Source organism: Lactiplantibacillus mudanjiangensis (genome assembly GCF_005405385.1).
GTDB lineage: Bacteria > Bacillota > Bacilli > Lactobacillales > Lactobacillaceae > Lactiplantibacillus > Lactiplantibacillus mudanjiangensis.
In genome coordinates this window covers 151,866-176,951 of sequence record NZ_BJDY01000003.1, presented here as the reverse complement: position 1 = coordinate 176,951, position 25,086 = coordinate 151,866, and the positions used below count along the sequence as shown (strand labels likewise).

The 25,086-nt window shown below is 40.0% G+C and carries 21 protein-coding genes; 16 read left to right on the top strand and 5 right to left on the bottom strand.

Annotation, left to right across the window (positions count from 1 at the left end):
• Positions 1–18 precede the first annotated feature (18 nt).
• Both FFM84_RS05655 and FFM84_RS05650 read right to left on the bottom strand, forming a co-directional pair.
• A complete protein-coding gene (locus FFM84_RS05655; RefSeq protein WP_130844584.1) occupies positions 19–330 on the bottom strand; it encodes a PTS sugar transporter subunit IIB in 312 nt (103 codons plus the stop codon).
• Between the two features lie 24 nt (positions 331–354).
• Complete coding sequence (locus FFM84_RS05650; RefSeq protein ID WP_130844585.1) at positions 355–816, bottom strand: PTS sugar transporter subunit IIA; 462 nt, start codon at positions 814–816, stop codon at positions 355–357.
• Positions 817–1,137: 321 nt separating this feature from the next.
• On the opposite strand from FFM84_RS05650, the gene FFM84_RS05645 reads away from it, so the two are divergent.
• Positions 1,138–1,914: a DeoR/GlpR family DNA-binding transcription regulator gene (locus FFM84_RS05645; protein WP_130844586.1), complete on the top strand. Its 777-nt coding sequence runs from the start codon at positions 1,138–1,140 to the stop codon at positions 1,912–1,914.
• A gap of 54 nt (positions 1,915–1,968) precedes the next feature.
• Here FFM84_RS05645 and FFM84_RS05640 read toward each other — a convergent pair whose 3' ends face one another.
• Together FFM84_RS05640 and FFM84_RS05635 are read right to left on the bottom strand one after the other, a co-directional pair.
• A complete protein-coding gene (locus FFM84_RS05640) occupies positions 1,969–2,433 on the bottom strand; it encodes a YueI family protein (RefSeq protein ID WP_130844587.1) in 465 nt (154 codons plus the stop codon).
• A gap of 75 nt (positions 2,434–2,508) precedes the next feature.
• Positions 2,509–3,483 (bottom strand): AraC family transcriptional regulator, encoded by a 975-nt coding sequence (locus FFM84_RS05635; RefSeq protein ID WP_130844588.1) that lies wholly within the window; start codon positions 3,481–3,483, stop codon positions 2,509–2,511.
• Between the two features lie 129 nt (positions 3,484–3,612).
• Here FFM84_RS05635 and FFM84_RS05630 point away from each other — a divergent pair, with 129 nt between their 5' ends.
• From FFM84_RS05630 to FFM84_RS05590, 9 genes are all read left to right on the top strand, one after another.
• Complete coding sequence (locus tag FFM84_RS05630) at positions 3,613–4,926, top strand: MFS transporter (protein WP_130844589.1); 1,314 nt, start codon at positions 3,613–3,615, stop codon at positions 4,924–4,926.
• A complete protein-coding gene (rhaB, locus tag FFM84_RS05625) occupies positions 4,927–6,393 on the top strand; it encodes a rhamnulokinase (protein WP_130844590.1) in 1,467 nt (488 codons plus the stop codon).
• Entirely contained in the window at positions 6,394–6,708 is a 315-nt protein-coding gene (gene rhaM / locus FFM84_RS05620; RefSeq protein ID WP_130844591.1) for an L-rhamnose mutarotase, read from the top strand. It abuts the gene before it with no gap.
• A 16-nt stretch (positions 6,709–6,724) separates the two neighbouring features.
• Complete coding sequence (locus FFM84_RS05615) at positions 6,725–7,996, top strand: L-rhamnose isomerase (protein WP_130844592.1); 1,272 nt, start codon at positions 6,725–6,727, stop codon at positions 7,994–7,996.
• Positions 7,997–8,043: 47 nt separating this feature from the next.
• Entirely contained in the window at positions 8,044–8,886 is an 843-nt protein-coding gene (gene rhaD / locus FFM84_RS05610; protein WP_130844593.1) for a rhamnulose-1-phosphate aldolase, read from the top strand.
• Positions 8,887–8,908: 22 nt separating this feature from the next.
• Positions 8,909–9,604 carry a YczE/YyaS/YitT family protein gene (locus FFM84_RS05605; protein WP_130844594.1) on the top strand — a complete coding sequence of 232 codons (696 nt, stop codon included), beginning with the start codon at positions 8,909–8,911 and terminating at the stop codon, positions 9,602–9,604.
• Positions 9,605–9,781: 177 nt separating this feature from the next.
• Complete coding sequence (locus tag FFM84_RS05600) at positions 9,782–10,834, top strand: PTS sugar transporter subunit IIC (RefSeq protein ID WP_130844595.1); 1,053 nt, start codon at positions 9,782–9,784, stop codon at positions 10,832–10,834.
• A 17-nt stretch (positions 10,835–10,851) separates the two neighbouring features.
• Positions 10,852–11,835, top strand: a complete 984-nt coding sequence (locus FFM84_RS05595) for a D-2-hydroxyacid dehydrogenase (RefSeq protein ID WP_130844596.1) — start codon at positions 10,852–10,854, stop codon at positions 11,833–11,835.
• A 68-nt stretch (positions 11,836–11,903) separates the two neighbouring features.
• Positions 11,904–12,653: an IclR family transcriptional regulator gene (locus FFM84_RS05590; protein WP_130844597.1), complete on the top strand. Its 750-nt coding sequence runs from the start codon at positions 11,904–11,906 to the stop codon at positions 12,651–12,653.
• 68 nt (positions 12,654–12,721) lie between these two features.
• On the opposite strand, the gene FFM84_RS05585 is transcribed toward FFM84_RS05590, so the two are convergent.
• Complete coding sequence (locus FFM84_RS05585; protein WP_130844598.1) at positions 12,722–13,870, bottom strand: ABC transporter ATP-binding protein; 1,149 nt, start codon at positions 13,868–13,870, stop codon at positions 12,722–12,724.
• Positions 13,871–14,128: 258 nt separating this feature from the next.
• Between FFM84_RS05585 and FFM84_RS05580 the strand changes: the two genes are divergently transcribed.
• From FFM84_RS05580 to FFM84_RS05555, 6 genes are all read left to right on the top strand, one after another.
• Positions 14,129–16,306, top strand: a complete 2,178-nt coding sequence (locus tag FFM84_RS05580) for a glycoside hydrolase family 3 N-terminal domain-containing protein (RefSeq protein ID WP_130844599.1) — start codon at positions 14,129–14,131, stop codon at positions 16,304–16,306.
• On the top strand, positions 16,306–19,434 hold the full coding sequence (locus FFM84_RS05575) for a GH36-type glycosyl hydrolase domain-containing protein (RefSeq protein ID WP_130844600.1): 3,129 nt from the start codon (positions 16,306–16,308) through the stop codon (positions 19,432–19,434). Before FFM84_RS05580 ends, FFM84_RS05575 begins: the two co-directional genes overlap by 1 nt.
• A gap of 145 nt (positions 19,435–19,579) precedes the next feature.
• Positions 19,580–20,827 (top strand): extracellular solute-binding protein, encoded by a 1,248-nt coding sequence (locus FFM84_RS05570; protein WP_130844601.1) that lies wholly within the window; start codon positions 19,580–19,582, stop codon positions 20,825–20,827.
• Positions 20,828–20,891: 64 nt separating this feature from the next.
• Entirely contained in the window at positions 20,892–21,782 is an 891-nt protein-coding gene (locus FFM84_RS05565) for a carbohydrate ABC transporter permease (RefSeq protein WP_130844602.1), read from the top strand.
• 11 nt (positions 21,783–21,793) lie between these two features.
• Complete coding sequence (locus FFM84_RS05560; RefSeq protein WP_130844603.1) at positions 21,794–22,630, top strand: carbohydrate ABC transporter permease; 837 nt, start codon at positions 21,794–21,796, stop codon at positions 22,628–22,630.
• Between the two features lie 43 nt (positions 22,631–22,673).
• A complete protein-coding gene (locus FFM84_RS05555) occupies positions 22,674–25,085 on the top strand; it encodes a beta-galactosidase (RefSeq protein ID WP_130844604.1) in 2,412 nt (803 codons plus the stop codon).
• Position 25,086: the final 1 nt, after the last annotated feature.

The following is a 25,086-nucleotide window of genomic DNA, read 5'->3' as shown; positions in this document are numbered from 1 at the left end:
ACGAATTAATAATCACAACTAAGCTTGCATTTTCTTAAGGGCCGTAATGATTTCCATATAGGCGATCTCCGGGTTCTGACCAGTGAAAATGGGTAATCCGTTGACGGAAGCAATGCGATGTTGATCAACGATTTGTTGAATTTCTTCATTAGGACGGGCAATCCAGACGTAAACATCGTAATTAGCTAAAATATCTGGTAATTTTTTGAAATCAGTTGCTTCAACCTCAACGCCCGTGATGTGATGATCATCAAAGAAATCAACGATATGTTTAACGACTAACTCACTAGATGCGACACCACTACCACAAGCCACAATAATTTTTGCCATAATAAAACACTCCTTTTTAGTTGGTTATTTGAACTTTTTAAGTAAGTAATTGAACATTTCATTGGTATCAGTGATTTGCTCAAATTGCGTAACGAAATCTTTATCTTGAATCAAGGACATGAACTTTTGTAAGAGTACTAATTGATCATCTGAGTGGGTAATACCGAGAAAGAAGAATGTCTTGGCTTTTTCTTCGGTGTTATAACCCATCTGTAGCATTTGAATTGGTTTCTGAGTGGTGACGACACAAACAAATGGTTGATGAATATTTTCAGGATCAGCATGAGGTAGCGCAATCGAGATGTAATCACTGACAACGCCAGTTGGAAACTCGTCTTCGCGCTTGTTTAAGGCAGTTTCGTACGTGTCTTTGACGTAACCTAAAGCCAAGAGTTTAGCAGCCACTTGCTGATATAGATCAGTCCGATTCTCAGCATTAACATTGAGAAAAACCAAATCGGGTTTTAGCATGTTTTCATAGTTCATAGTGAACCCTCCTATAAAATTATTGAAAGCGCATTCATTTTCGTGTAAAACAAGATTCAAGAAGATATATTGCTAAAAATTACGACCGTCATGAAAAATATTCATTGGCGGAACCGATGTGATAATATGTTAGTAATTAATTAAAATAGTTTGAACCTTATTCACATGATCATGACCTATCGCCCTTCAACATGCAGTATATGCTGGCGTTATGTTGATTAATAACCAATTCGACATAAGCTGAAACTCATTCAAATTTTTTCTCATCAAATGTTCAAATTGAGCGGAAAAAGTTCAGAAATATTCATCTGGAGGGTATTTATGACTAATCGGGACGATCGAGTATTACACATACTGAAAGTATTGGATAAACATCCACGAATCAGTGTGAAACGGTTAATTGAATTAACTGGTGAAAGTATTTCTACAATGCGTCGGGATCTAATTATTTTGGAGCAATCTGGGCGGGTAAAGCGTACCTTTGGCATGGTATCGTTACTTGCAGATACAAATGTTGAATTTGCATCGCCTTATCGTTATCGCGAACGGGTAACGGAAAAAAAGCTCATTTGTCAATTGTTAGCACGCAAGATTATTAAAGATAATCAGGCGATGTTCATTGATCCAAGTACAACTGCAGCCTATTTGCCGAGTTATTTAGCGGAGCGACTCAATTTAAAAGTGATTACGGATAATTTGCAGTTTGCAGTAGCGGCCAATCAGATGACGAACTTAAATGTTTTTTTAACAGGCGGATCACTACGCCCGAATTCAGATTCGATTTTAGGCAGTCATACGATTCAAGATATTACCTTGTTTCGACCGCAATTAGCCATTATGTCGTGTAGCACGTTAGATCAATCAGGTGCTTACATTGCCGATATCGAACAGGCTAATGTCAAACGGCAAATGATGGCCAATGCGAGGGAAAGCATTTTGTTAGCTGATCATACGAAGTTTCAAGTTGATAATTCAGATTATATTCAGTTGGCGAAGTTTCCAGCTTGGTCAACGATTGTTACGGATCGTCGTCCTGCCGATCCGTTTTTATACGGTATGCGACAAATGGGTGTGAAAGTGCTCTATCCGCAAGCATAACTAAAAGAACAACTAACCGGTCTAAGCAATTGCTTAGACCGGTTAGTTGTTCTTTTAAGATTTTTTTCGATTGAATAAATTGGGTAACCAAGACTTTGTTGATTGCCGTTGGATCTGTTCTATTGGTTCTGGAAAGCGGGTCACGATATTAATGTCAGCATAATTTAATGGACAATCTGCACATAAAATAATTGCAGCATCGTCATGCTCGTGATGGTAATAAAGGTCTGTTTTAATACTGAACGGCAGCTGCTGTTGCTGTGCGAAATGGAGATAGTGGCTCAGCAAATCAGCATCCAATTTACCATGTAACAGTAATTGCGCATTAGGAACTTTGGCTAATTCTATCTGAAGTTCAGTGACGAAATCGCGTTGCCAAGCTTGAGTAAACGAGATACAAACATCAACGCGTTCACGAAAAGTTCCTAGATAACGATGCTGTTCGTCTGGTCGCAATAAAGGTAGGCCAAATAGTGCATTTTGTAGACGGGGATCAAGTGGTGCATTATGAAAATCCATAGTTTCACCTCATTGTGGTGAAATCGCTTACTTAAGCAGTGCTATATCAAAAATTAACGAACTTGTAAATCAGACTTACCGATCGATGCTGGGGGTCGAATGATAGTAGGACTTATATTTTTGATAAAAGAAACTTTTATTGGAAATTCCAACTTGATCCATGATAGCGGCAATCGATAGCGATGTTGATGTTACTAGCGTACGTGCTTGAATTAGGCGTTGACGGGTCAGCGCTTCACTGAACGTGGTTCCGACTTCGGTTTTAAATAAGTTACTTAGATAATTTTTGTTGTAATTATAACGATCGGCTAGCTCACTTAAGCTGACAGTTCGATATTCAGTTGCGATGTCCTTTAGAATCTTAATGACTAGTAGTCGACTCTTATTGGCATGGTGAGGGCCAGTTAATGGATATTCGCGAACCAATTGGACAAGCAATATTGACAGATAGGACTTGATAATGGTGTTAGAAAAATCATTTTTTAAATAGTATTCCTCGATAATGCGATCGAGTGTGTCTTGAATTTCATTACTTTTACGTTTTTGAAAAAGTAAATAATCTTGTTTCTTTGCATTTTCGCCCACTACTCGATTTAGCAAAAAATCATAGAAAATACTATTACTACGTCGTAAATCATTCAGTAAGTTGATACTGATATTTTTACTGCGAAACAAAACGTTAATTAGTAGATCATCATCACCAAGTGCATCAATGGAATGAGTCGAGCCACTGTCAAGTAGCAGTAAGTCACCAGTATTTAGTATTATGGGCCGACCATCAACAACTTCATGCGCAGTACCACGAAGCATGTAATTGAGTTCAATAAAAGTATGCGTATGGGTGGGATAGTCAGCGTAACGATTATGACGACTAATGTAAATGTCTTTGCTGCGGAAAAAGTAGTTGCTGAGCACGCGCGCATGTTCTGCCTGTGAAAGCTCTTTATTAATAGCATAAGGAGGCAGGTCTTCGACAAAGTGTTGCAACTTTTTCTGATCTTTTTCAATTAAGGTCGGCTGTTCTAAAAGGTCCAAAATACGTGCTTTCATTCACAATCCCTCCTGTAAATATGGTACACACCTAATCCGTAAGTGACATTGTAGCACAGCCTAATCGATAGTTACAATGTGCTTGTAAATAAATGAAACCGCTTACTAATAAAAAGAGAGGGTGTTGAAATGAGTAAAGAAAAGAAAGAATCAGTCGGTTCGACGATTGCCGTATCCATCACAAACTTTTTAGATTCAGGCTCAATCGTTGCCGGTGCTAGTGGACTGACTCTATGGACTAAAGCACTAGGTTTATCAAGTTTTCAAGTCGGTTTATTGGGAGCTTTGAGTGCCAATGCGTTTGGTTCAGCGATTGGGGCTTTGATTGGTGGACATTTATCAGATAAATATGGCCGGAAAGTGATTTATACGTATGACATGGTGGTTTACATGTTAGGAACTGCAATTGTTGCTTTATCAGTTAACTTTCCGATGCTATTGGCTGGGTTCTTAATTACAGGGATCGCCGTTGGAGCTGGGGTACCGGCTTCATGGACCTATATTTCAGAAACTTCGCAATCGGATGATCGGGCCAAAAATATTGGGATCTCTCAATTCGCCTGGTCATTAGGACCAGCAATTATCTTTATTGCTGGGACTTTGTTAGCACCAATCGGATTAATGGGTAATCGACTCTTATTCATCTTCTTAACAATTGTCGCCTTCATCGCTTGGCGGCTACAAAGTAAGTTGGATGAATCACCAGTCTGGGTTGAACAAAAACAACTTGAAAAAGCGACTGGCGAAAAACCACATCCATACCGGGATTTATTCTCAAACGTGGTCAATATTAAGACGTTGTTGTTCTTGATTGGGGTTTATATGTTCTGGAACTTAGTTGCTGGGGCCATGGGCTTCTTCATGCCATTTGTTTATGAAACGGCTGGTGGTTTGACGAATATGCAAGCGAATCTATTGCAAGCTGTTCTTTGGATCTTTACTGCTGCTGCGACTTACTTTGGATTTGCCAAGTATGGTGACAAAGCCAATCATCGGATTTTCTTCTTTGTCGGTGCGGCAATGGCCGTTGTTTCATGGGTCGTTTTATCATATGCCGGCATGAACTGGACGAGTCTTTGGATTTTCGTCACGGTTTGGGGCATTTCCGCCGGGATTGGTGCGCAAGCATGGTATGCCTTATGGGCGACAGAACTGTTTCCAACGAAGTACCGGGCTGGTTCCCAAGGTGTGATGTTCTTCGTTGTTCGGGGTTCCGCGGGGATTTGGTCAATTATCTTCCCAACCATCCTTAGCACCATGGGCTTCAAAGCTGCTGGGACGTTTATGATTGCCTTATTGGTTATTTCGTTAGTTATTGGGACAATCTGGACACCACAAACACGTGGAAAGTCACTAGAACAAATCACCGATGAACGTTATGGCAAGGATGATTCAGCGGAAATGACTCATACTGACACCTCAGCCAATGGGAGTGTGAAATAGATGAAGTCATATATTGCAGTTGATATTGGGGCCTCTAGTGGGCGTCTAATGTTGGGCCAAGTTCAACAAGGAAAACTAACGTTGCAAGAAGTCCATCGATTCTCAAATGGTTTTGCCATGGCGGATGGACATGATCGTTGGGATGTTGACCATCTCGTCCATGAAATCTTTTTAGGTTTGGAAAAAGTTAAGAAGATGGGGATCAACGCTGTGAAATTAGGGATTGATACTTGGGCCGTTGATTATGTTTTAGTGGGTAATGATGGTCAAAAGCTCGAAGACCCGATTAGTTATCGTGATAAGCGCACACATAATGCGATTGAAGAATTAACGAGCGATTTGCCACGCGAATATATCTACGAAAAGACTGGGATTCAATTCCAAGATTTTAATACGCTTTATCAGTTATATAAAGAAAACCGGCAATTGTTGTCACAAGCTGACAAGATCATGATGATGCCGGATTATCTGGGGTATGTCCTGACGGGAAATGCAGTCACTGAAATCACTAATGCGTCGACAACGCAAATGTTGAATTTACGAGTTGGTCTCTTCGATAAAGATTTACTTGGTAAAGTCAATGTGTCGCAAGATCAGTTCCCACGATTAGTTGAAGCCGGAACGATTCTAGGCAATGTTAGCCATAAATGGCACGAAAAATATGATTTACCAGAGGTAGAAGTGATCACCGTAGCCACTCACGATACGGCTTCGGCTGTGGTTGGGACGCCAGGTCAAGGTGACCGTTGGGCGTTTCTGAGTTCCGGTACTTGGTCATTGTTAGGTACTGAACTCAACGTGCCTGAGAATGGGTTGCAAGCTTTCCATGAAAACTACACCAATGAATGGGGTGCTTATGGGACCTATCGTTTCTTGAAAAATATCATGGGGTTGTGGATTGCCCAATGCGTCCGTCATGAATTGAATGATAAATATAGTTTTGGCGAGTTAGCTAAACTTGCTACTGAAGTAAAGCCGTTTGCACAATTTATTGATATTAATGATGATCGCTTTACTAACCCTGACAATATGATTAAAGAACTCCAGGATTACTGTCGGGAAAATGGCCAGCAAGTTCCTGAAACTCCGGGTGAATTATTCCAAGCAATCTACTCAAATTTGTCATTATTTTATGCCAACGAGTTGTCGAAGCTAGATGAAATTTTGGGTTATCACATCGACACGCTAAATATCGTCGGTGGTGGTAGTAACGTTGGTTTAATGAACCAGTTAACCAGTACGTTAGCCCAAGTTGACGTGATTGCTGGGCCAAGTGAAGCGACAGCTGTTGGGAATATCATGGTACAAATGGTGGCCGCAACGGAAGTTAACAACCTTGATGCTGGCCGGCAATTGATTGCGGATTCATTCGATTTGAAACGTTATCATCCTGAAGCTAGTCAATATGGTGAAGTTTTAAGTCAGTATCAAGCCTTTCTAAGTAAACAAATTAAGGAGATGGTTTAAATGGTTAGATTGGGACAAGTGATGTATTTGCATAAAGATGCTTTTGATGAATATCAAAAACGGCATGCCGCATTATGGCCAGAAATGCAACAAGCATTGAAGGAATATGGTGCCACTAATTATTCAATTTTTTTGAATAAATTGACGGGTCAAACATTCGCTTACCTCGAAGTGCCGGACGAAGCGACCTATAACAAGATTGCGGATACCGATATTTGCAAAAAATGGTGGGCATATATGGAACCACTAATGGATACGAACGAAGATAACAGTCCGGTTACGACGGATCTTACAGAAGTCTTTCATTTAGATTAATTAGGAGGAATTACTAATGGTTAAAACTGACGAAGTCGAAAAAGCTTATCAAGTCGCTAAAGAACGTTACGCTGAACTTGGTGTGGATACAGAAAAGGTCATGGAACAACTCAAACAAGTTAAATTGTCGATTCATTGCTGGCAAGGTGACGATATTCATGGGTTCTTAAATCCCGATGCTGAATTAACTGGTGGGATTGGCGTTTCTGGGGACTATCCTGGGATTGCGCGGACACCTGATCAATTGACCGGTGATTTACATGAGGCTTTATCGTTGATTCCTGGGAGTCATAAAGTGCAATTACATACATTGTATGCGGTTACAGATAAGAAGAAGGACTTCAATGAAGTGGGTCCTGAAGACTTCAAGTATTGGGTCGATTGGGCTAAACAAGAAAAAATCGGATTGGATATGAATCCAACGTTCTTCTCACATCCTATGGTTAAACATAACTTTACGCTGGCTAGTCCAGAAAAATCAGTGCGTGATTACTGGATTGAAGTCGGTAAGAAATCACGTGAAATTGCCAATTATTTTGGTCAAGAACTAGGGCAACAATCAGTTAACAATTTCTGGATTCCAGATGGTTTCAAAGATAACCCAATTGACAAGCAAACTCCTCGGACACGCTTGATCGAATCACTGGATGAAGTCTTTGCTAAGCAATATGACGAAAAGAATACGATTGAAGCTGTTGAAGGAAAATTGTTTGGGACTGGGATTGAATCATATACCGTTGGTTCGCACTTATTTTACAACAATTACGCGATCAGTCGTGGCAAGTTATGGACGATTGATGCTGGTCATTGGCACCCAACTGAAGATGTCTCGGATAAGTTTTCAGCATTTATGCCGTTTGGCAAAGGCTTGATGTTACACGTCTCACGTCCAGTTCGTTGGGATAGTGATCACGTGGTTATCTTCGACGAAGCCTTGCAACGGATTACCCGTTCATTGGTTCGTGATAATGAATTAAGTCGGACTAATATTGGCTTAGACTTCTTCGATGCCACGATTAATCGGGTTGCTGCTTGGGTTGTTGGTGCTCGTGCCACCCAAAAAGCGTTGTTACAAGCAATGTTGGCCCCAATCGATGACTTGAAGCAAGCTGAATTAAATTATGACTTTACGAAGTGTTTAGCCGTAACTGAAGAATTGAAATCATATCCATTTGGCGCAGTTTGGGATGAATTCTGTTTGAAGAATAATACTCCAGTTGGGACTGACTGGTTGGACGAAATTCACAATTATGAACAAACGGTTCAATTCCCACGTGACGCTAAATAACGCATTCAGGTTGTGATAACAAAAAATTTAAAAGAGGTTGGCAAATTATGACAGACTTTATTGACTCACCATATGTTAAAAATATGGCGAAAACGACAGAAAACTTATATCGGCATGGTTGGGATGAACGTAATGGTGGTAATGTTAGTCTTCGTTTAACCAAAGACGAAGTGGCAGCTTACGCTGGGACTGACAAAGTCTTACGTCAAATTACAATCAAATTTGATGCTAGTGAATTGGCTGGTAAATACTACCTCGTTACTGGAACGGGTCGGTATTTTAAGAACATGGTGGAATATCCAGAACGTGATATGGGCTTGGTACGGATTAGCGAAGCTGGTAATAGTGTTGACCTCATGTGGGGCTTCAACGATGGTGGCGAACCAACCAGTGAATTTCCAGCGCATTTGATGAGTCATATCGAACGACTAAAGAAAGATCCTGATCAACGGGTGATCATGCATTGCCATCCAACGAATTTAGTTGCCATGAGCTTTACCTTACCACTTGAATCTAAAGTGTTTAGTCGGACATTATGGCAGATGCATCCTGAATCAATAGTCGTCTTCCCAGAAGGTGTTGGTGTGATTCCTTACATGTGTCCAGGGACTAATGCGATTGGCGAAAAGACAGCTAATAAGATGCAAGATTATCGTGTTGTTTTATGGCCACATCATGGCGTCTTCGCTGCCGGTGATTCTTTAGATGAAACCTATGGCTTAGTTGAAACCGTTGAAAAATCGGCTTTGATTTACACAACCATCCAAGCTCAAGGTGGTAAGATCTTACAGTCGATCACTGATAAAGACTTACATGATTTGTGTGAACGGTTTGATTTAACCCCTAATGCGGATTTTTTAAATGATGGTGAAACGATAACTGCCAAATAGGTTAGTTGAAAAGAGGGTTACCATGCTACAAGATCATCATTTACCGCTTAGTCAAGATTGGCTAAAACGTTGGGCTTATCTAGGCTTATCACTCCTAATTAATGCAACTGGTCATGCGTTGACGGTTGTGATGAATCTTGGTAGCGCGGTTTGGACCGCTTCGGCAGTTAACTTGTATCATCTATGGCCACTGGATTTGCGGACCACGTTGTTTAGTTGCGGCGTGGTCGTGGTCATCATGAATACCGTGTTAATTCGCCAAGTTAACTGGTCCAGAATTATTGGTAATCTATTATTAACACTGCCATTTAGCTATTTGATTCAATGTTTTACAGCCTTGATTCAGATAACCGGAATTGAGATGTTGTCACTTGGTTGGCGAATCCTGATTGATATATTAGGGATTCTGTGTGTAGCGTTAGCAACATCGATTTATCAACGTGCAAATCTGATTTTGCATCCAAATGATGACCTTATGCAGATTATTCGATTTAGATACGTTCATGGTAATGCGACAATTGCACAAATGGTGCATTATATTCCGCCGGTCATTATCATGGTGGGCACATATCTGGTTAGCGGACAATTATGGGCAGTTAATATTGGCACTTTGATTTGTTTGTTCTTTCAGGGCACGTTTATTGGATTCTTTGATCGATATGCTTTTCGGAATTTGAAGCATTATGGTATCCGATCTAAAAGCATAACTGAACATTAGCAGTATTGAAAAAGGTCTCAAATCTTAGTTTAGGTTTGAGGTCTTTTTTGCTGTAAAAAATAGTGACTAAATTATTAATCAAAAAAACATTGAAAAAATAATCACAAAGGATTATGATATCTTTTGAAATGGAACACCGTTCCATTTCAAATAAAAAAGAGTTAGGCGGCTAGTTTAATGCAAGAATTAAGGCAATATAAAGTTGGTGAATTTTGGAACAAATTGCTGTCTGGAATTGCGATGGCAATTGTTGTAGCAGTAACACCAGGTGCGATTATCTCACCATTCATTGGCGGATTGGCTAAGAGCAGTGCCTTTTGGGCTGCAATCAATACCGCGACTAATATGGGAATTTACATTGTTCCAGTAGCGGCGGGAGTTTTAGCAGCGGATCAATTTGGCTTTACAATGATCGAAAAGGCAAGTGTCTCTTTAGCTGCTATTGCGGGTAGTGGTGCAGTAGTTTATGCGCATAATACATGGACATTAGTTGGTATGGGTGACTTGATCAATACGATTTTAGTTATTGCAATTGCAATTGTAACGATTTTTCTTGTACGGCCCTATGTGGGAAGTTTTTCAATTATTTGGGAACCAATCCTATGTGGTTCAGTTATCGGTGCGTTCGGCATGTGGTCATATCAATATGTACACATGATTTCAATGGGTGTCGGCAATATTTTAAATGCTTTTACGACACTACAACCAATCTTATTATGTACATTGATCGCCATGTCGTTTGCAGTAATTATTGCAACGCCACTATCAACAGTCGGCTTAGCTTATGCGATTGGGATTAGTGGAATTGCTGGTGGCGCAGCCTCAGTTGGTGCAACAGCCTGCTTTATGATGGTAGCGGTTGCAACGTATAAAGTGAATGGTAAAGGCGTGGCTTTTGCAATGTTTTGGGGTTCTGTAAAAATGATGTTGGCTAACTTTGTTAAACACCCACGAATGTTATTGCCGATTGCAATTGTTGGCGCTATGACCGGCTTTACGGATGCTTTCTTGGGTATTAAAGCAGGGGCTGCTTATGCTGGATTTGGTCAACCAGTGGGTCCGATTAATTCATTTACGTATATGAGTGGTTCAACGATAGTAAATGTTATTGTTTTAGCATTAATTTACTTTATCTTACCAATTATTTACTCACTGATTGCTTATGTCATCTTTAGAAAGATGCCTAAATTATATGATGAGAACGATTGGAAAATTGATCTAAGTAAATAACTTTGGAGGAACTTAAAATGAAAATTATTTGTTACGCGGTATTGCCATTAGAAGTACCATACATCAAAGATTGGGCTAATAAGAATGATGTTGAAGTCAAATTAATTCGCGAAGAATTGAGCGCGACTAATGCAGATTTGGCAGCCGGTTTTGATGGCGTTTCGTCAGAAGGAATTACCCCAGTAGATGAACGCGTCTACGCAGCTTTTGAACAATACGGAATTAAGCAGTTAGCGATTCGACAGGTTGGTTTTGACAATCAAGATGTCGCTGCTGCAAGTGCTCACGGTATTACGTTAACTAATGTAGCCGCGTATTCACCACGAGCTATCGCAGAAATGGGCGTCACGCAAGCGATGTATTTGTTACGAAAAGTTGGTATTTATCAAGATCGGATGGCTCATGGTGATTTTACTTTCGATGAAAAAACGATTAGTACGGAAATCTTTAATTGTACAGTTGGCTTAGTTGGTGCGGGTCATATCGGTGGCGCCACTGCACAAATTTATAGTGCCTTAGGTGCAAAAGTGTTAACGTATGATCCATTTTATGATGCTTCACTGGAACCTTTTACAACATATGCTGATCTGGATACTGTTTTAGAACAAGCAGATATTGTTTCATTACACACACCATTACTACCAACGACTAAGGGGATTATTAGTGCATCGTCCTTAAAGAAAATGAAGCGTAGTAGTATTTTGATTAATATGGCTCGAGGAGAATTAGTGGATACCGAGGCATTGATTACAGCACTTGAAAATCATGAGATTGCGGGTGCTGGCTTGGATACTTTGGCAGATGAATTTGAATTTTACGGTCAAGACCAAGTAACGAAATTACCAGCTGATTACCAACGATTGAGTCAGATGCCTAATGTATTAGTAACGCCACATGTTGCTTTCTTTACAAAGTTAGCGATTAAGAACAGCATGGAAATTGCATTAAATGATGCGAAAATGATCATTACTGGTGGTAAGAGTAGAAATGCGGTTAATTAACTGAGCCGGCCGATGCTTTTATTTGGCTTGAGATTCCGTTATACTACCGATTAAGGAGACTGGTATCTATGACAGATGATGGTAAGTTAAATAAAACTGTATTGCATGTTTTTAAAATTCTAGATATGATTGCGGCAACCGATAGTCCAATTGGCGTTAGTGAGTTAGCCCACCAAACCGCGTTACCGAAAACCACAGTTTTTAGGTTGTTAAATACGCTTGAACAGATTGGTGCAATCAATAAAGATACTTATCAACAGTATCGAATCGGGTCTAAGATTATTGCTTATGGTAAAGCAGCCGAACATCAGAATACACTGGTAAACGTTGCTCTGCCATACATGCAGGACTTTACCAAAGAGACAAAAGAGAATATCAATTTAGGCGTGCTATATGATAATCAAGTATTATATTTACATGCTGAACAAGGTGAGAAGTTTAGCCTTCAGGTAAATCTTTTACCAGTAGCGCCACTCTATTGTAGTAGTTCTGGTAAGATTTTTTTGAGTGATTTTACATCAACACAATTAGATGATTATTTAAAACATGTCGAGTTACGACAACGAACGATTAATACGATTACTAGTGTAACGGAATTGAAAGCAGCAGTTACTCAAGCGGCTGAAACAAAATTGGCCTATGATAATGAGGAATATGAATACGGACTGTCTTGTATGGCTGTACCGCTGTATCATGATGGCAAAATTATTGCGGCAGCTAGTGTATCTGGACCAACTTCACGATTAAAAGTTCGTGGTTGGGATAATATTCGTCAGAGTATTATTGATTTTGGACAAACTGTTAATCAGTTGCTCTAACATTGAGCAACATAAAAAGAGGAGCTTAGCTCCTCTTTTTTAGTACCTCAAGTGGGATGGATGAGATATTAAGCCTCTGCCTGTTCCTTATTCATAGCAGCTTCGGCCTCTTTAGTGACAATGGATTCGGTGGTGTCTTTATCAAAGAAGTGAGCTTTGTTAATGTCAAAGCCCATTTTAACGGTATCACCAGGGTTATGGAAATCACGAGAGTCAACGGTTGCGACAAACTCGGTATCATCGACTTGGCTATAGAGTTGACTTGTAGCACCAAGTAATTCGGAAACTACGATTTTAGCGGTAACGACTGAGTCAGGCCAAGTCTCGAGGAAGACATTTTCGGTATGAATATCTTCGGGTCGAATGCCGAAGACAAGTTCTTTGCCATTGTAGCCACGGTCATTGAGAATTTGAGCGCGACCAGTTGGTATTTTAATCTGAATACCTTGATGATCAGAAATGAACCCATCTTTATAGGTCACATCAAAGAAGTTCATGGCCGGGGATCCAATGAAACCAGCAACGAATTGGTTGCGAGGATGATCATAGATTTCGGCTGGTGATCCAATCTGCTGAACTTGACCAACTGACATAACGACAACACGATCTGCCATAGTCATGGCTTCGGTTTGATCATGTGTGACATAGATGGTCGTTGTATTTAAACGTTGGTGTAACTTGGCAATTTCGGCGCGCATTGATACCCGCAACTTGGCATCTAGGTTTGATAAGGGCTCGTCCATTAAAAAGATAGGGGCATCTCGAACAATTGCTCGGCCTAAGGCGACTCGTTGGCGTTGACCACCGGATAGATCGGCTGGCTTGCGATTGAGAAAGTCTGATAATCCTAAAATTTCAGCAGCGTAGTTAACTCGCTTTTTGATATCGGCAGCTTCATATTTACGTAGTTTGAGCCCAAAGGCCATATTTTTAAAGACACTGAGATGTGGATATAAGGCATAGTTTTGGAAGACCATTGCAATATCACGTTCTTTTGGAGCAACGTTATTCATGACTTCGCCATCAATTTTTAGGTCACCTTTAGTGATGTCATCTAATCCAGCAATCATTCTTAAGGTCGTTGTCTTACCACAGCCAGAAGGGCCAACAAAAACAATGAACTCTTTATCTTTAATGTGTAAATCAAAGTCCTTGACTGAATAATCAGTTGCGTTGGGATACTTTTTGTATAAATGTTCTAAGTCAATTTCAACCATATTACTAACCCCCGGGTGATTTAATAAGTAAAGTGTAAATGATAGCGCTTTATATAACCATGGACGAATGTCCAAGAAAAGTATTGAATATTTGGTTGTTTTTACAAAAACGTTTCGATTAACGATTGTAAGAATTGTGGAATAAGTAAAAACCACTATTAAAAAGTGTAAAGACATAAAAAAGAGATTGATTTAGATATGAAAGCGCTATATAATTTCATTGAAACGTTTCGAAAAGGAGAACAGGAGGCTTAATTAATGGCATCGCAAACAGCAAAAACAATCTTAGAGGAAATGACGATTCAAGAAAAAATCGGTCAATTAATTCAACTGAGTGGTGATTTTTTTCAAAATGGTACGGCAGCAATTACCGGACCGCTAAAGGAACACCACCTTTCACTGGAAACTATCTATACAGCTGGCTCAGTGCTTGGAATATCAGGAGCTGAACGCGTTCGGCAAGTTCAAACTGATTTCTTGAAGCACAGTCGATTGAAGATTCCACTATTATTTATGGCCGATGTTGTACATGGCTATCAAACTATTTTTCCAATCCCGCTAGCGTTGGGCGCTACTTTTGATCCGCAGACCATGCATGATACGGCAGCAGTCGCGGCTAAAGAATCCGCTGCTGGCGGTGTTCATGTGACCTTTGCACCAATGGTTGACCTAGTGAGAGATCCACGTTGGGGTCGTGTTATGGAATCAACGGGTGAAGATCCATATTTGAATTCTGTAATGGCTAAAGCGGCGGTTAATGGGTTTCAGGGGAAGCTGCCATTGGATGCCAATCATATTGCTGCTTGTGTGAAACACTTTGCAGCCTATGGTGCGCCGGAAGCAGGTCGTGAGTATAATACTGTCGATATATCTGAATGGCGTTTTCGCGAACAGTATTTACCTGCATATGCAGCGGCAATTGAGGCTGAATCATTATTAGTGATGACCTCTTTCAATACACTTTTTGGGATTCCGGCAACAGCCAATCAAAAATTAATGCGAGATATTCTGCGACAAGAATTAGATTTTAAAGGTGTCCTAATTTCAGACTGGGATGCTATTGGTGAAACTATTGCTCATGGTGTAGCTGGTAACCTTGAAGCAGCGGCTGATTTGAGTCTTAAGGCCGGTGTCGATATTGATATGATGTCGTTTGCTTATGCTAAATATCTTGAAAAAGCGGCCAATTTAGACGAACACACCAAATTGTTAATTGATGAAGCGGTAGTACGTATTTTGGACTTAAAAGTTGCGTTAGGGCTATTTGAAGATCCCTATCGTGGTTTAAGTGTTGAACGAGAGGCCACGACGATCTTATCGTCAGACAATTTACATGTTGCGGAACAAGCGGCTGAAAAGTCGATGGTATTACTAAAAAATGAATCAGTGTTACCTTTGGCGACAGATGCGAAGGTGGCCTTAGTGGGACCAGGTGCTCATACGGGTGACTTGCTAGGTAGTTGGTCTTGGCAAGGTGATCCTCAAAAAACATCTAGTATTTATGATGAGTTTAAATCACGATTCAAATCGGTTGAGTATGCTAAAGGGTGTGGGTTTCATGCGCTTAACTACCAGGAACTGGATCAGGCGGTAATGATTGGTCGAGACAGTGATGTAATTGTTGCCGTTGTTGGGTTGCCAAGTAGCGAAACCGGGGAAGCAACAAGTCTAACTCAATTGACATTGCCAACTGAACAATTAACTTTGTTGAAGCAATTGGCAGCTTTAAACAAACCATTGATTACGGTTGTTTTAACCGGGAGACCACTTGATTTAACAGCAGTAGCAGCTGTTTCTTCAGCGATAGTATTAGCCTGGTACCCGGGTAGTCGAGGTGCTGCAGCGCTAACCAATATTTTGACTGGTGAGGTTAATCCTAGTGGTAAGTTACCGATGAGTTTTCCGCGTCATGTCGGACAAGTACCGATTTATTACAATCACTACAATACAGGTAGACCTATTAGTCAGACTGCTGATGACGATGAAAATAAGTATTTATCAAAATATGTCGATGCGAAGAGTGAACCGTTATATCCTTTCGGCTATGGATTGAGTTATGCGGATTTGGCTGTTGAGCAGCTAAAGGTGTTGAACCCAATAGTGAATGATAGTCAGAACCTGCAAGTAGAGGTCACGATAACTAATCATTCGACAATCAGCGCGACAACGGTAATGCAAGTTTATAGTCACCAATTGGTTGGTCAGACGGTTCGTCCGGTTAAAGAATTAAAATACTTTGAACGACTATCATTGGCACCGTTAGAAACACGAGATATTTTAGTAACGTTGCCGCTTACGACGTTTAGAAGCATGCAATCGAATTTGCAATGGCAGGTTGAAGATGGTGATTATACAGTGATGGTAGGCCTTGACTCGGACAATGTGTTACAACAACCGTTTGAAATACGGGCTAATAATAAAAGGGGGCAAGAATAATGCCGGTTATTCAAAACGAACATTTGCGGTTCGAATTACTTGATAATGGGGCTATTGGCCAAATCTTAGCTGACGGCGTAATGATTAATCAGGTTGTAGGTAATAACCTAGATGGTAGTATGAGTAATATTTATTTACGGATAAAAGAAGATGATCAGTACTTTAGTCAGCCTTTGATGGGACCGCATAGTACCAGCAAGGTTAACTATAGTGAACGTAGTGTTAGTTGGTCGGGGCGCTTTAAAACCATACGATATCGGTTACGATTATTATTGAATGACACGACTTGGTTTTGGACGGTAAACGTTGACTCTGAAACGGATATTAAGGCCGATATTACGTACACTCAAGATTTGGGTTTGGGTATGCCGGAATTTGTTCAATCGAATGAGGCATTTGCTTGCCAATACTTAGACCATTATGTTGAGCAGAAAAACCAGCAAATCGTGATTGCCTCACGTCAAAATCAAGCTCAGAATGGGCAGTATCCATATATGCAAGAAGGGTCATTAAGTCCCATTAAAAGTTTTTCGACGGATGGCTTTCAATTCTTTGGTTCAATGTTTAAACAAACCCAAATTCCGGTTGGATTATTATCGGCTGATCTGGAAAATAAGAATTTACAATATGAATGCGCGTTGACGGGGTTGAGGACATCAGAAATTGTTATCGGAGCCAAGTCACAAGAAGTTGTTTTTTATGGTAGTTTTGTAGCCAATCAACCTCACGGAAATCAACGAGTTCTAATTTCGGAAACAACGATTCAGTCTTTGCTAGCAGAGATTGATGTATTTAAAGAGGCATCGTTCAATTTATTAAAACCGGCGGTTCAAATTGGCAATGTCTTAGCGGGTCAAACATGGGATGATAATGAACTTCGAAATCGATTCCCAAAAACGAGACAAGTTGAAAAACGAAATGGTGAAACGCTGTCGTTTTTTACCGAAAATGGTGATCATGTTGTTTTACCTGTGAAAGAACGACAACAAACGCGTCAAACTGGAAATATCGTTTTGGCAACGACTGAGAGCGTTCCGGGAACTAAACTAATGGCGGCGACTCAATTTATGCCAGGTGTCTTTCAGGCACACATGGTTTATGGCAATACAAATATGAATGTCCTGTCTAGTTTTACACGGGATGCGTTGAACTATTTTAAAGTTAACGGAACTAGAATTTATATTAAGCGGGGGTCTAAATATCACTTGCTAGGAATGCCGAGTGCGTTTGTAATGGCATATGATGGTGCTGACTGGTACTATCAACTAGCTGATGATGTTATTCATATTACCAGTGATGCCGGTGCAACCGCGCAAAGCTTGAAGCTTAGTTTTCAATCAGAAAAGCATCGAGTTTACGATATTTTAGTGACCACACAGTTGCAAACGGATTCGCTTGGGTTGAATCCTGATCTACAGTTTGACGCACGTCAGATTGTCGTTTCACCTGAAAAAAATACACTGATGGGACTGCGCAATCCAAGCTTAGGCTATGTGTTAGATTATCGACATTATGATGGTCAATTGCGAACGCTTGGTACTGAAAAAATTTTATTTGGAGCTAATATTGCAAGACCAACAAATCAACTAGTTGCTATGTATGCCGAGACAACTCAATTCAGTATTTTAACTGGATTAGCAACAGAAAAGGTTGCTGATTTTGAAGTAGCGACAATTCGAATGGCCCACCAGCAACATATTGAAAACTTGTTACAAGGTTTTGAACTGTCAACGACCAATCCGATTAAACAGGACCTTGTTGAGCAGACAAATTTGATCTTACGCTGGTATACCCATGATGCCATGGTGCATTTGATGTCACCACATGGCTTGGAACAGTATGGTGGTGCGGCCTGGGGAACTCGTGACGTATCTCAAGGACCAACTGAATTCTTCTTGGCAACCCATCAATATCAGGCAGTTCGTGCAATTTTAGTACAATTATTTTCGCATCAATTTATTGAAAATGGCAATTGGGCACAATGGTTTATGTTTGACGAATATGCGGATAATTTCGCTGATGAATCACATGGTGATGTCGTTGTTTGGCCGTTAAAGGCATTGTCAGACTATTTAGTTGCCAGTCATGATACGAGTATTTTGACAGAAATGTTGCCGTATATGTCATTTGAGACTAAGGCATTAACGATTGAACAAGAAACACTTGCTGAACATGTTCAACGTGAAATTGCCTATATTGAAACTCATTTTCTTTATGATACGGCTGTATCTGCATACGGTGATGGTGATTGGGATGATACTTTACAGCCGGCAGACCCGTTGCAGAAAAAACAAATGGCCAGTACTTGGACTGAAGAATTAACCATTGAAACTTTCAGAACCGCGGCTCGAGCTTTTGAATCAATACCAGCACTGGCTAGTCAATTTGAGAAGTTAGCCACTGCGATGATGGCTGATTTTAGGAAGTACTTCATGCAAGGGGAAGTTCTGCCAGGGTTTATTAGGATGGATACTCATCATAAGGTCACACCACTGATTTATCCAGGAGATCCGATTACCAAAGTTAATTATCGACTGTTACCTTTATCTCAAGGCGTGCTGAGTCACATATTGGTGGATCAAGAGGTTCCACAAGCTCTGAAGGTGATTAAAGAGCAACTATTATTCCCAGATGGTGTTCGGTTAATGGATCAACCATCGACTTATCATGGCGGGGTCAGTGTCATCTTTAAGCGTGCTGAGCAGTCGGCTAACTTTGGACGCGAAATTGGACTGCTGTATGTTCATGCCCATATTCGCTATGCGGCTGCAATGGCAACGACGGGCGACTATCAGCAAGCATGGAAACTGCTACAACTAGTAAACCCAATCAAATTGTCCGATCGAGTTAAAAACGCTGATTTGCGGCAAGCAAATACTTATTTTTCAAGTTCAGATGGCGGTTTTGATAATCGTTACCAAGCCCAGCAACAGTTTGATTTGTTACGGACGCAGCAGGTCAAGGTCAAAGGTGGTTGGCGGTTGTACAGTAGTGGGCCAGGTATTTATACTGGAACTTTATTGAATGATATTTTACAGCTACAAAAAGAAACGTTTAACCATGGAAGAAAAACTTGTCAAGTTGATTTTGATCCAGAATTAAATATTCGTATTGGACTAGACAAATAGCTGTTTTACAGTATTTTAACTAATTTTTGTAAAAATTAGAAAGTGGAAATAAAACTAAAAAAGTATTGTAATCGGTTTCAAATGAGATATAATAGCAATGAAAACGTTTCGATTAAACTTTTTAACATTTTAGGAGGGGCTACAAATGAAGTTAAAAAAGGCAATGGGGTACGGAATGGTTGCTGCGGCAAGTGTCTTATTACTTGCAGGATGTGGTAATAGTTCAACTAAGAGTTCCAGTTCAGGCAATAGTGAAACGTTAAGTTTTTGGTATGGCGGGGATGCTGATACAGCAGTTAAGCCAATTATTAAAGCGTTTACTAAGAAGACCGGGATTAAAGTTAAAGTTCAAAGTATTCCTTGGAGCCAATATATCGATAAAACATTGACGGCTACAGCATCTAAGTCTGGTCCAGATTTGATGGTAACAGGAACAACAACTATGCCAAATTCAGTAGCCTCTAAATCACTGATGGATATTACATCAACGGTTAAAAGTGATCAGGCATTGAATCCAAATAAGTTCTTTGCAGGATCGGAAGCCACAACTAAGTTTAATGGCAAGTATTATGCGGTTCCTTGGTATGTTGAAACTCGAGTCTTGTATTACCGAAAAGATTTATTAAAGAAGGTTGGTTACAACCATGCGCCTAAGACTTGGGCGCAATTATATGACGCTGCTACTAAGCTTTCAAAACGTGGTAAGGACATGTACGGGTTCAATGTGGATGCTGCTGAACCAACATTTGGGTTCATGTTTGCTCGTCAAAATGGGGCAACCTTGCTTAGTGGTAAAAAAACACAATTCAATCAAGCGCCAATGGTTGGTGCGCTGAAATATCTTAACAAGTTTGTTCAAAATGGGGCTTCACCAAAACAAGATCTAAAATTGTCAATTGGTCAATCATTTGGTGGCAATGGTCGTGTACCAATGTTTATCTCAGGGCCATGGATGATGCAATCTGTTAAAACTGATGCCGGTTTGAAATCTAGTCAATGGGGTGTCGCTGAACTACCAAAAGGTAAAGCAAACAACATGTCTAATACTGGTGGCGGTAACTTATCAATCTTCCGTTATACCAAGAACAAGAAGAATGCGATGAAGTTATTGAAGTTTATGTCTAATAAAGAAAATCAACTGAAATATTATAAGACCAGTACTTCAATGCCAACTTTAAAAGCTGCTTGGCAAGATAAGGCTTTGAGTGATACAAATATTCAAGTCTTCCGGAAACAATTAAATAGTTCTCAACCAATGCCATTGATTAAGCAATGGGATCAAATTGGTCAAAACTATCTTAAAGCTTGGGAACAAATTGCTCTAAATAATGCTAGCGTACAAAAAACGATGGATACATTTAATCAACAAACTGAGCAATTATTGAATAAGTAGCATTGATGAGTTCTGTTGGTGAAACAATGGAACTCATTTTTGCTAATTGAGAGGGGCTGTACTAATGGGAAAATCATTTCGTGAAAAACTGATACCATATACATTTGTATTACCGGCACTGATCTTATTAGCATTGTTTTCATTAATACCAATTGTAATTGCGTTAGTGATTAGTTTTACTGGTATGGATATTACGGGGCTTGGCGATTTATCACAAGTTAAATTTATTGGTTTTCAGAATTATACTCAATTATTTAAAGATCCTACTTTCTTACAATCAATTTTTAATACAGGCTTCTATGTCATTATTGGGGTGCCATTGGTTGTTATTCTATCGTTGACGGTAGCTATTCTGATTAATTCGGGGCAAAATCGATTCTTCAAATTTATGCGATTAATTTTCTACACACCCTCAATTACGAATACGGTTGCAGTTGCGGTTGTTTGGACTTATATGTATAACCCAAGCATGGGCATGATTAATAATTTTTTAGGTAAGTTAGGAATTAGTGAAATTGGCTGGTTAACGGATCCTAATGTTGCAAAGTACGCGCTGATAATTCTAGCGGTTTGGAAAGCCATTGGGTTGAATATGTTGATCTTTTTGGCCGCCTTACAAGGTATTCCACGCTCACTATATGAAGCAGCTGAATTAGATGGCGCTAATTGGTGGCAACAAACTTGGTACATCACGTTGCCATCAGTACGTTTTTCAATTTTCTTTGTTACAGTAACGACCTTAATCGGTTGGTTCCAATTCTTTGATGAACCATTTGTGATGACTAAAGGTGGACCATTGAACAGTACGAACTCAGTCGCCCTGTTTGTTTACCAAAATGGTTTCCAAAACAGTAACTTTGGTTATGCTGCGGCCGGTTCTTTCATCATGTTTGCGGCCATTATCATTGCAACCTTAATTCAATTTAGGCTACAAAAAAAGCAACAAGGTAGATAGGGGGAGACAATATGGATACACAAGGAATTCATAGTGCCAGTAAAACTGGCAAGCTTACTTCTGGACTGATTCTGGCTTTGTGGGGTTTTGTAACCGTATTACCATTTGTCTGGATGTTCTTAACGTCATTTAAAACCAATATCGAGATTTCACAAATGACACAATCATTTTGGCCACAACATTGGACGTTAGATAATTATCGGAATTTATTTATTGATGGTAACTTCGGCGTTTATTTGAAAAATACGTTGATTATTACGGCATTTACATTCATCGGTATGTTTCTGAATGCAATGGCAGGCTATGGTTTTGCTAAGTTCCATTTTAAAGGTCGTGGTGTGTTATTCATCGCAGTTCTATCAACGATGATGATCCCAGGCCAAGTCACGATGATCCCAGTATACTTGATCTTATATAAGATGCATTTAACGAATACGTTGTTGGGAATTATTTTGCCGAGCTTGGTTGGTGCCTTTGCGATTTTTCTATTTCGTCAGTTTATGTCGAATATTTCCGATTCAATTATCGAAGCGGCACGGCTGGATGGTGCTGGTGAATGGTATATTTTTTGGCATTTAATTATTCCAATGTCAGGACCAGTTTTAGCCGTTCAAGGAATTCTAACTTTCATTGGTGGTTGGAATTCATTCTTATGGCCATTGATCATTGCTAACGACCAAAAGTATTATACGTTGTCAGTTGGTTTGCAATTGCTTCAGGGTCAGCATACGACTGATTATGGGTTGCAGATGGCCGGATCGTCCTTCATGGTTATTCCAATTATTATTATCTTCCTGGTTTTCCAAAAATATATTTTGCAAGGATTTAGTGTCCAGGCCGAAAAGTAAAGTCGATGACTAGTCTAATTAACTTAGATGATGAGGATTAAAGATGATTTCATTAACAGATAGTAATTTCTTGATCGATGGTCGGCCGATAACGATCTTGTCAGGAGAAGTACATTATTTTAGATTACCTAAACATGCTTGGCGTCCGACCTTAGAAGCACTCAAAGCGACTGGGATGAATACCGTATCGACGTATATTCCATGGTTGATTCATGAAGAAATTGAAGGTCAATATGATTTTTCCGGTAAACAACATGCGGAAAATGATCTAATTTCATTTATTGAGTTAGTACAGGCGATGGACCTGTATCTGATTGCACGCCCAGGACCATTTGTGATGGCCGAATTAAAGAACGAAGGCATTCCTTATTGGGTCAGAGAAAAATATCCAGAGGCAATAAGTCGTACGTGGAATGCACAATCGGTTATGACTGGGACACTTGATTATAGCCATCCCGGTTTTCAACAGGAAACCCGGCACTGGTTTCAAAAAGTTAGTGGTGTACTGAAGCCATACTTACAGCCTAATGGTGGGCCAATTATTGGGGTGCAATTAGATAATGAAGTTGGCATGTTGAGTTGGGTCAGTAATTCACCTGATATAACGCCCACGACTAGTCGACTATTTGCTAATTGGTTGGTGAATAACTATGGTGATCAACTTCCAATGGTATATCCGAAAGCTATTGTAGACCCAATTCAGGCACTAGGTTTGATGGCTAAACCAACGGACGATTACGTGTTGCAATTAGAGTACGATCTGGGTTACTTTAACCGAATTCGATTTAAAGATTATATTAACAATTTAATAGATGCGGCTAAATCTGCTGGTCTCAGCGACGTGCCATATTTTATTAATGTTCATGGTACAGATCAAGAACGTGGCGAAACTTTTCCGATAGGGATTAGTCAGCTATACGACTTATTTCAATTGAAGGATGTATTGATTGGTACAGACATCTATTTTGGCGATTTTACCATGATGAGTGCAACGCATCTGTATACGTTGAATCGATTTATGCAAGCGGTTGATGGTCATTGGCCATTGAGTACATTAGAATTTAATGCAAGTTCAGGTAACAACACGGACCATGTGCCATTAGAAACAGACGCCTCGGCACTGGCGCTGAAAACACGGTTGCAAGTTGCACAAGGAACGAAAGTTATTAATAACTATCTATTTCGAGGTGGTTATAACCGTAAACTAGCGGTTCCTGTTAATGACGGCAATTCAAGAGTTGGAATCCACGGTTGGCGCCACGGTTTTGGCTCATTGTTAAACCCTGAAGGTGTACCAGCATCATCATTACCGACAATTAAGGATGTGACGCAAAAGCTAAATCATTTGCAGACTTTAATGGGTGACTTAAGAGCAGACAACTTGCCAATTAAAGTTGGCTTTTATCCAGATCTATTTATGACGGAATCGGTTTATCCAAATAGTCAGTTGGCCCAAGCACAGGCCGATAATCAGGCTATTAATCGTGCACAGCGTCCTTGGAATAGTTTATTGCGCGCGTTGTTGGCAACTAAACTGAATTATGATGCCTATGATATTCAAAGTCAGTCGTTGGACATAAATAAGGTACCGGTGTTAATTATGGCGACGGGTAAGGCAATGCATGAATTGTGTCAAAAAAAGTTGGTTGCTTATGTTAAAGCTGGGGGACGTTTAATCCTTACTGGTGAGTTGCCTATCCAAAATCTAGTCGGTCAACCGGCAACACAATTAATTGACTATTTGGGCGTACGACCAGAACCAGTTAAGACGGAACGATGGGACTACTTTCCAACCATTATTGGTGAAAATTTTCTAGAAGGTGTTCCGGAGGTGCGAGTAACCTTTTTGCAATCCTTTGCCGTAACTAATGGTACGGTTTTCTGGCGTGAGTTAATGACCCGACAACCAGTAGGTGCATTTATCAGGCGAGATCATGGTGAAGCTGCGATCTTAGGAGCTGATTGGCGATTTGAACCTATGTTTTATCTTAAATTGTTGGCGCATTTTGGTATTAAACCACAATTTGAGTTATTGCCACGGCAATCACAAATATTGGTATTAGCAACTGGCGGGTGTTTTGGTAATTTTATTCATATTTTGAATACGGATAATAGCGAAACACAATTTAAAATTAGTGATCTGACTGGAAGCTTATTTAACGATCAGTGGATTCATGTGCCAGCCAAGGATGGTTTGATATTGCCAACAGATGTACAGTATTTTGACTGGCAGTTGGATTTTGCGACAGTAGAGTTGAGTGCCATTGATAAACAGCAATTAGTATTTGATGTGCATCATGTGGATAGTGTTATCCAGTTAACGATAACTGATGGACAGTTTTTACCCAGTCAGGCAGCATGGGCTGAAATTAAAGGTGAAACGATGAGTATACATCCTAAAGCAGTCGGTCGATTGGTCGTTGAACGGCAAGGTCAAATCGTATATAGTAACTAAA

Excerpts from the sequence above, each read along its gene's own strand:
- FFM84_RS05655 (WP_130844584.1), bottom strand. The coding sequence starts at position 330 with ATGGCAAAAATTATTGTGGCTTGTGGTAGTGGTGTCGCATCTAGTGAG.
- FFM84_RS05650 (WP_130844585.1), bottom strand. The coding sequence starts at position 816 with ATGAACTATGAAAACATGCTAAAACCCGATTTGGTTTTTCTCAATGTT.
- FFM84_RS05645 (WP_130844586.1), top strand. The coding sequence starts at position 1,138 with ATGACTAATCGGGACGATCGAGTATTACACATACTGAAAGTATTGGAT.
- FFM84_RS05640 (WP_130844587.1), bottom strand. The coding sequence starts at position 2,433 with ATGGATTTTCATAATGCACCACTTGATCCCCGTCTACAAAATGCACTA.
- FFM84_RS05635 (WP_130844588.1), bottom strand. The coding sequence starts at position 3,483 with ATGAAAGCACGTATTTTGGACCTTTTAGAACAGCCGACCTTAATTGAA.
- FFM84_RS05630 (WP_130844589.1), top strand. The coding sequence starts at position 3,613 with ATGAGTAAAGAAAAGAAAGAATCAGTCGGTTCGACGATTGCCGTATCC.
- rhaB (WP_130844590.1), top strand. The coding sequence starts at position 4,927 with ATGAAGTCATATATTGCAGTTGATATTGGGGCCTCTAGTGGGCGTCTA.
- rhaM (WP_130844591.1), top strand. The coding sequence starts at position 6,394 with ATGGTTAGATTGGGACAAGTGATGTATTTGCATAAAGATGCTTTTGAT.
- FFM84_RS05615 (WP_130844592.1), top strand. The coding sequence starts at position 6,725 with ATGGTTAAAACTGACGAAGTCGAAAAAGCTTATCAAGTCGCTAAAGAA.
- rhaD (WP_130844593.1), top strand. The coding sequence starts at position 8,044 with ATGACAGACTTTATTGACTCACCATATGTTAAAAATATGGCGAAAACG.
- FFM84_RS05605 (WP_130844594.1), top strand. The coding sequence starts at position 8,909 with ATGCTACAAGATCATCATTTACCGCTTAGTCAAGATTGGCTAAAACGT.
- FFM84_RS05600 (WP_130844595.1), top strand. The coding sequence starts at position 9,782 with ATGCAAGAATTAAGGCAATATAAAGTTGGTGAATTTTGGAACAAATTG.
- FFM84_RS05595 (WP_130844596.1), top strand. The coding sequence starts at position 10,852 with ATGAAAATTATTTGTTACGCGGTATTGCCATTAGAAGTACCATACATC.
- FFM84_RS05590 (WP_130844597.1), top strand. The coding sequence starts at position 11,904 with ATGACAGATGATGGTAAGTTAAATAAAACTGTATTGCATGTTTTTAAA.
- FFM84_RS05585 (WP_130844598.1), bottom strand. The coding sequence starts at position 13,870 with ATGGTTGAAATTGACTTAGAACATTTATACAAAAAGTATCCCAACGCA.
- FFM84_RS05580 (WP_130844599.1), top strand. The coding sequence starts at position 14,129 with ATGGCATCGCAAACAGCAAAAACAATCTTAGAGGAAATGACGATTCAA.
- FFM84_RS05575 (WP_130844600.1), top strand. The coding sequence starts at position 16,306 with ATGCCGGTTATTCAAAACGAACATTTGCGGTTCGAATTACTTGATAAT.
- FFM84_RS05570 (WP_130844601.1), top strand. The coding sequence starts at position 19,580 with ATGAAGTTAAAAAAGGCAATGGGGTACGGAATGGTTGCTGCGGCAAGT.
- FFM84_RS05565 (WP_130844602.1), top strand. The coding sequence starts at position 20,892 with ATGGGAAAATCATTTCGTGAAAAACTGATACCATATACATTTGTATTA.
- FFM84_RS05560 (WP_130844603.1), top strand. The coding sequence starts at position 21,794 with ATGGATACACAAGGAATTCATAGTGCCAGTAAAACTGGCAAGCTTACT.
- FFM84_RS05555 (WP_130844604.1), top strand. The coding sequence starts at position 22,674 with ATGATTTCATTAACAGATAGTAATTTCTTGATCGATGGTCGGCCGATA.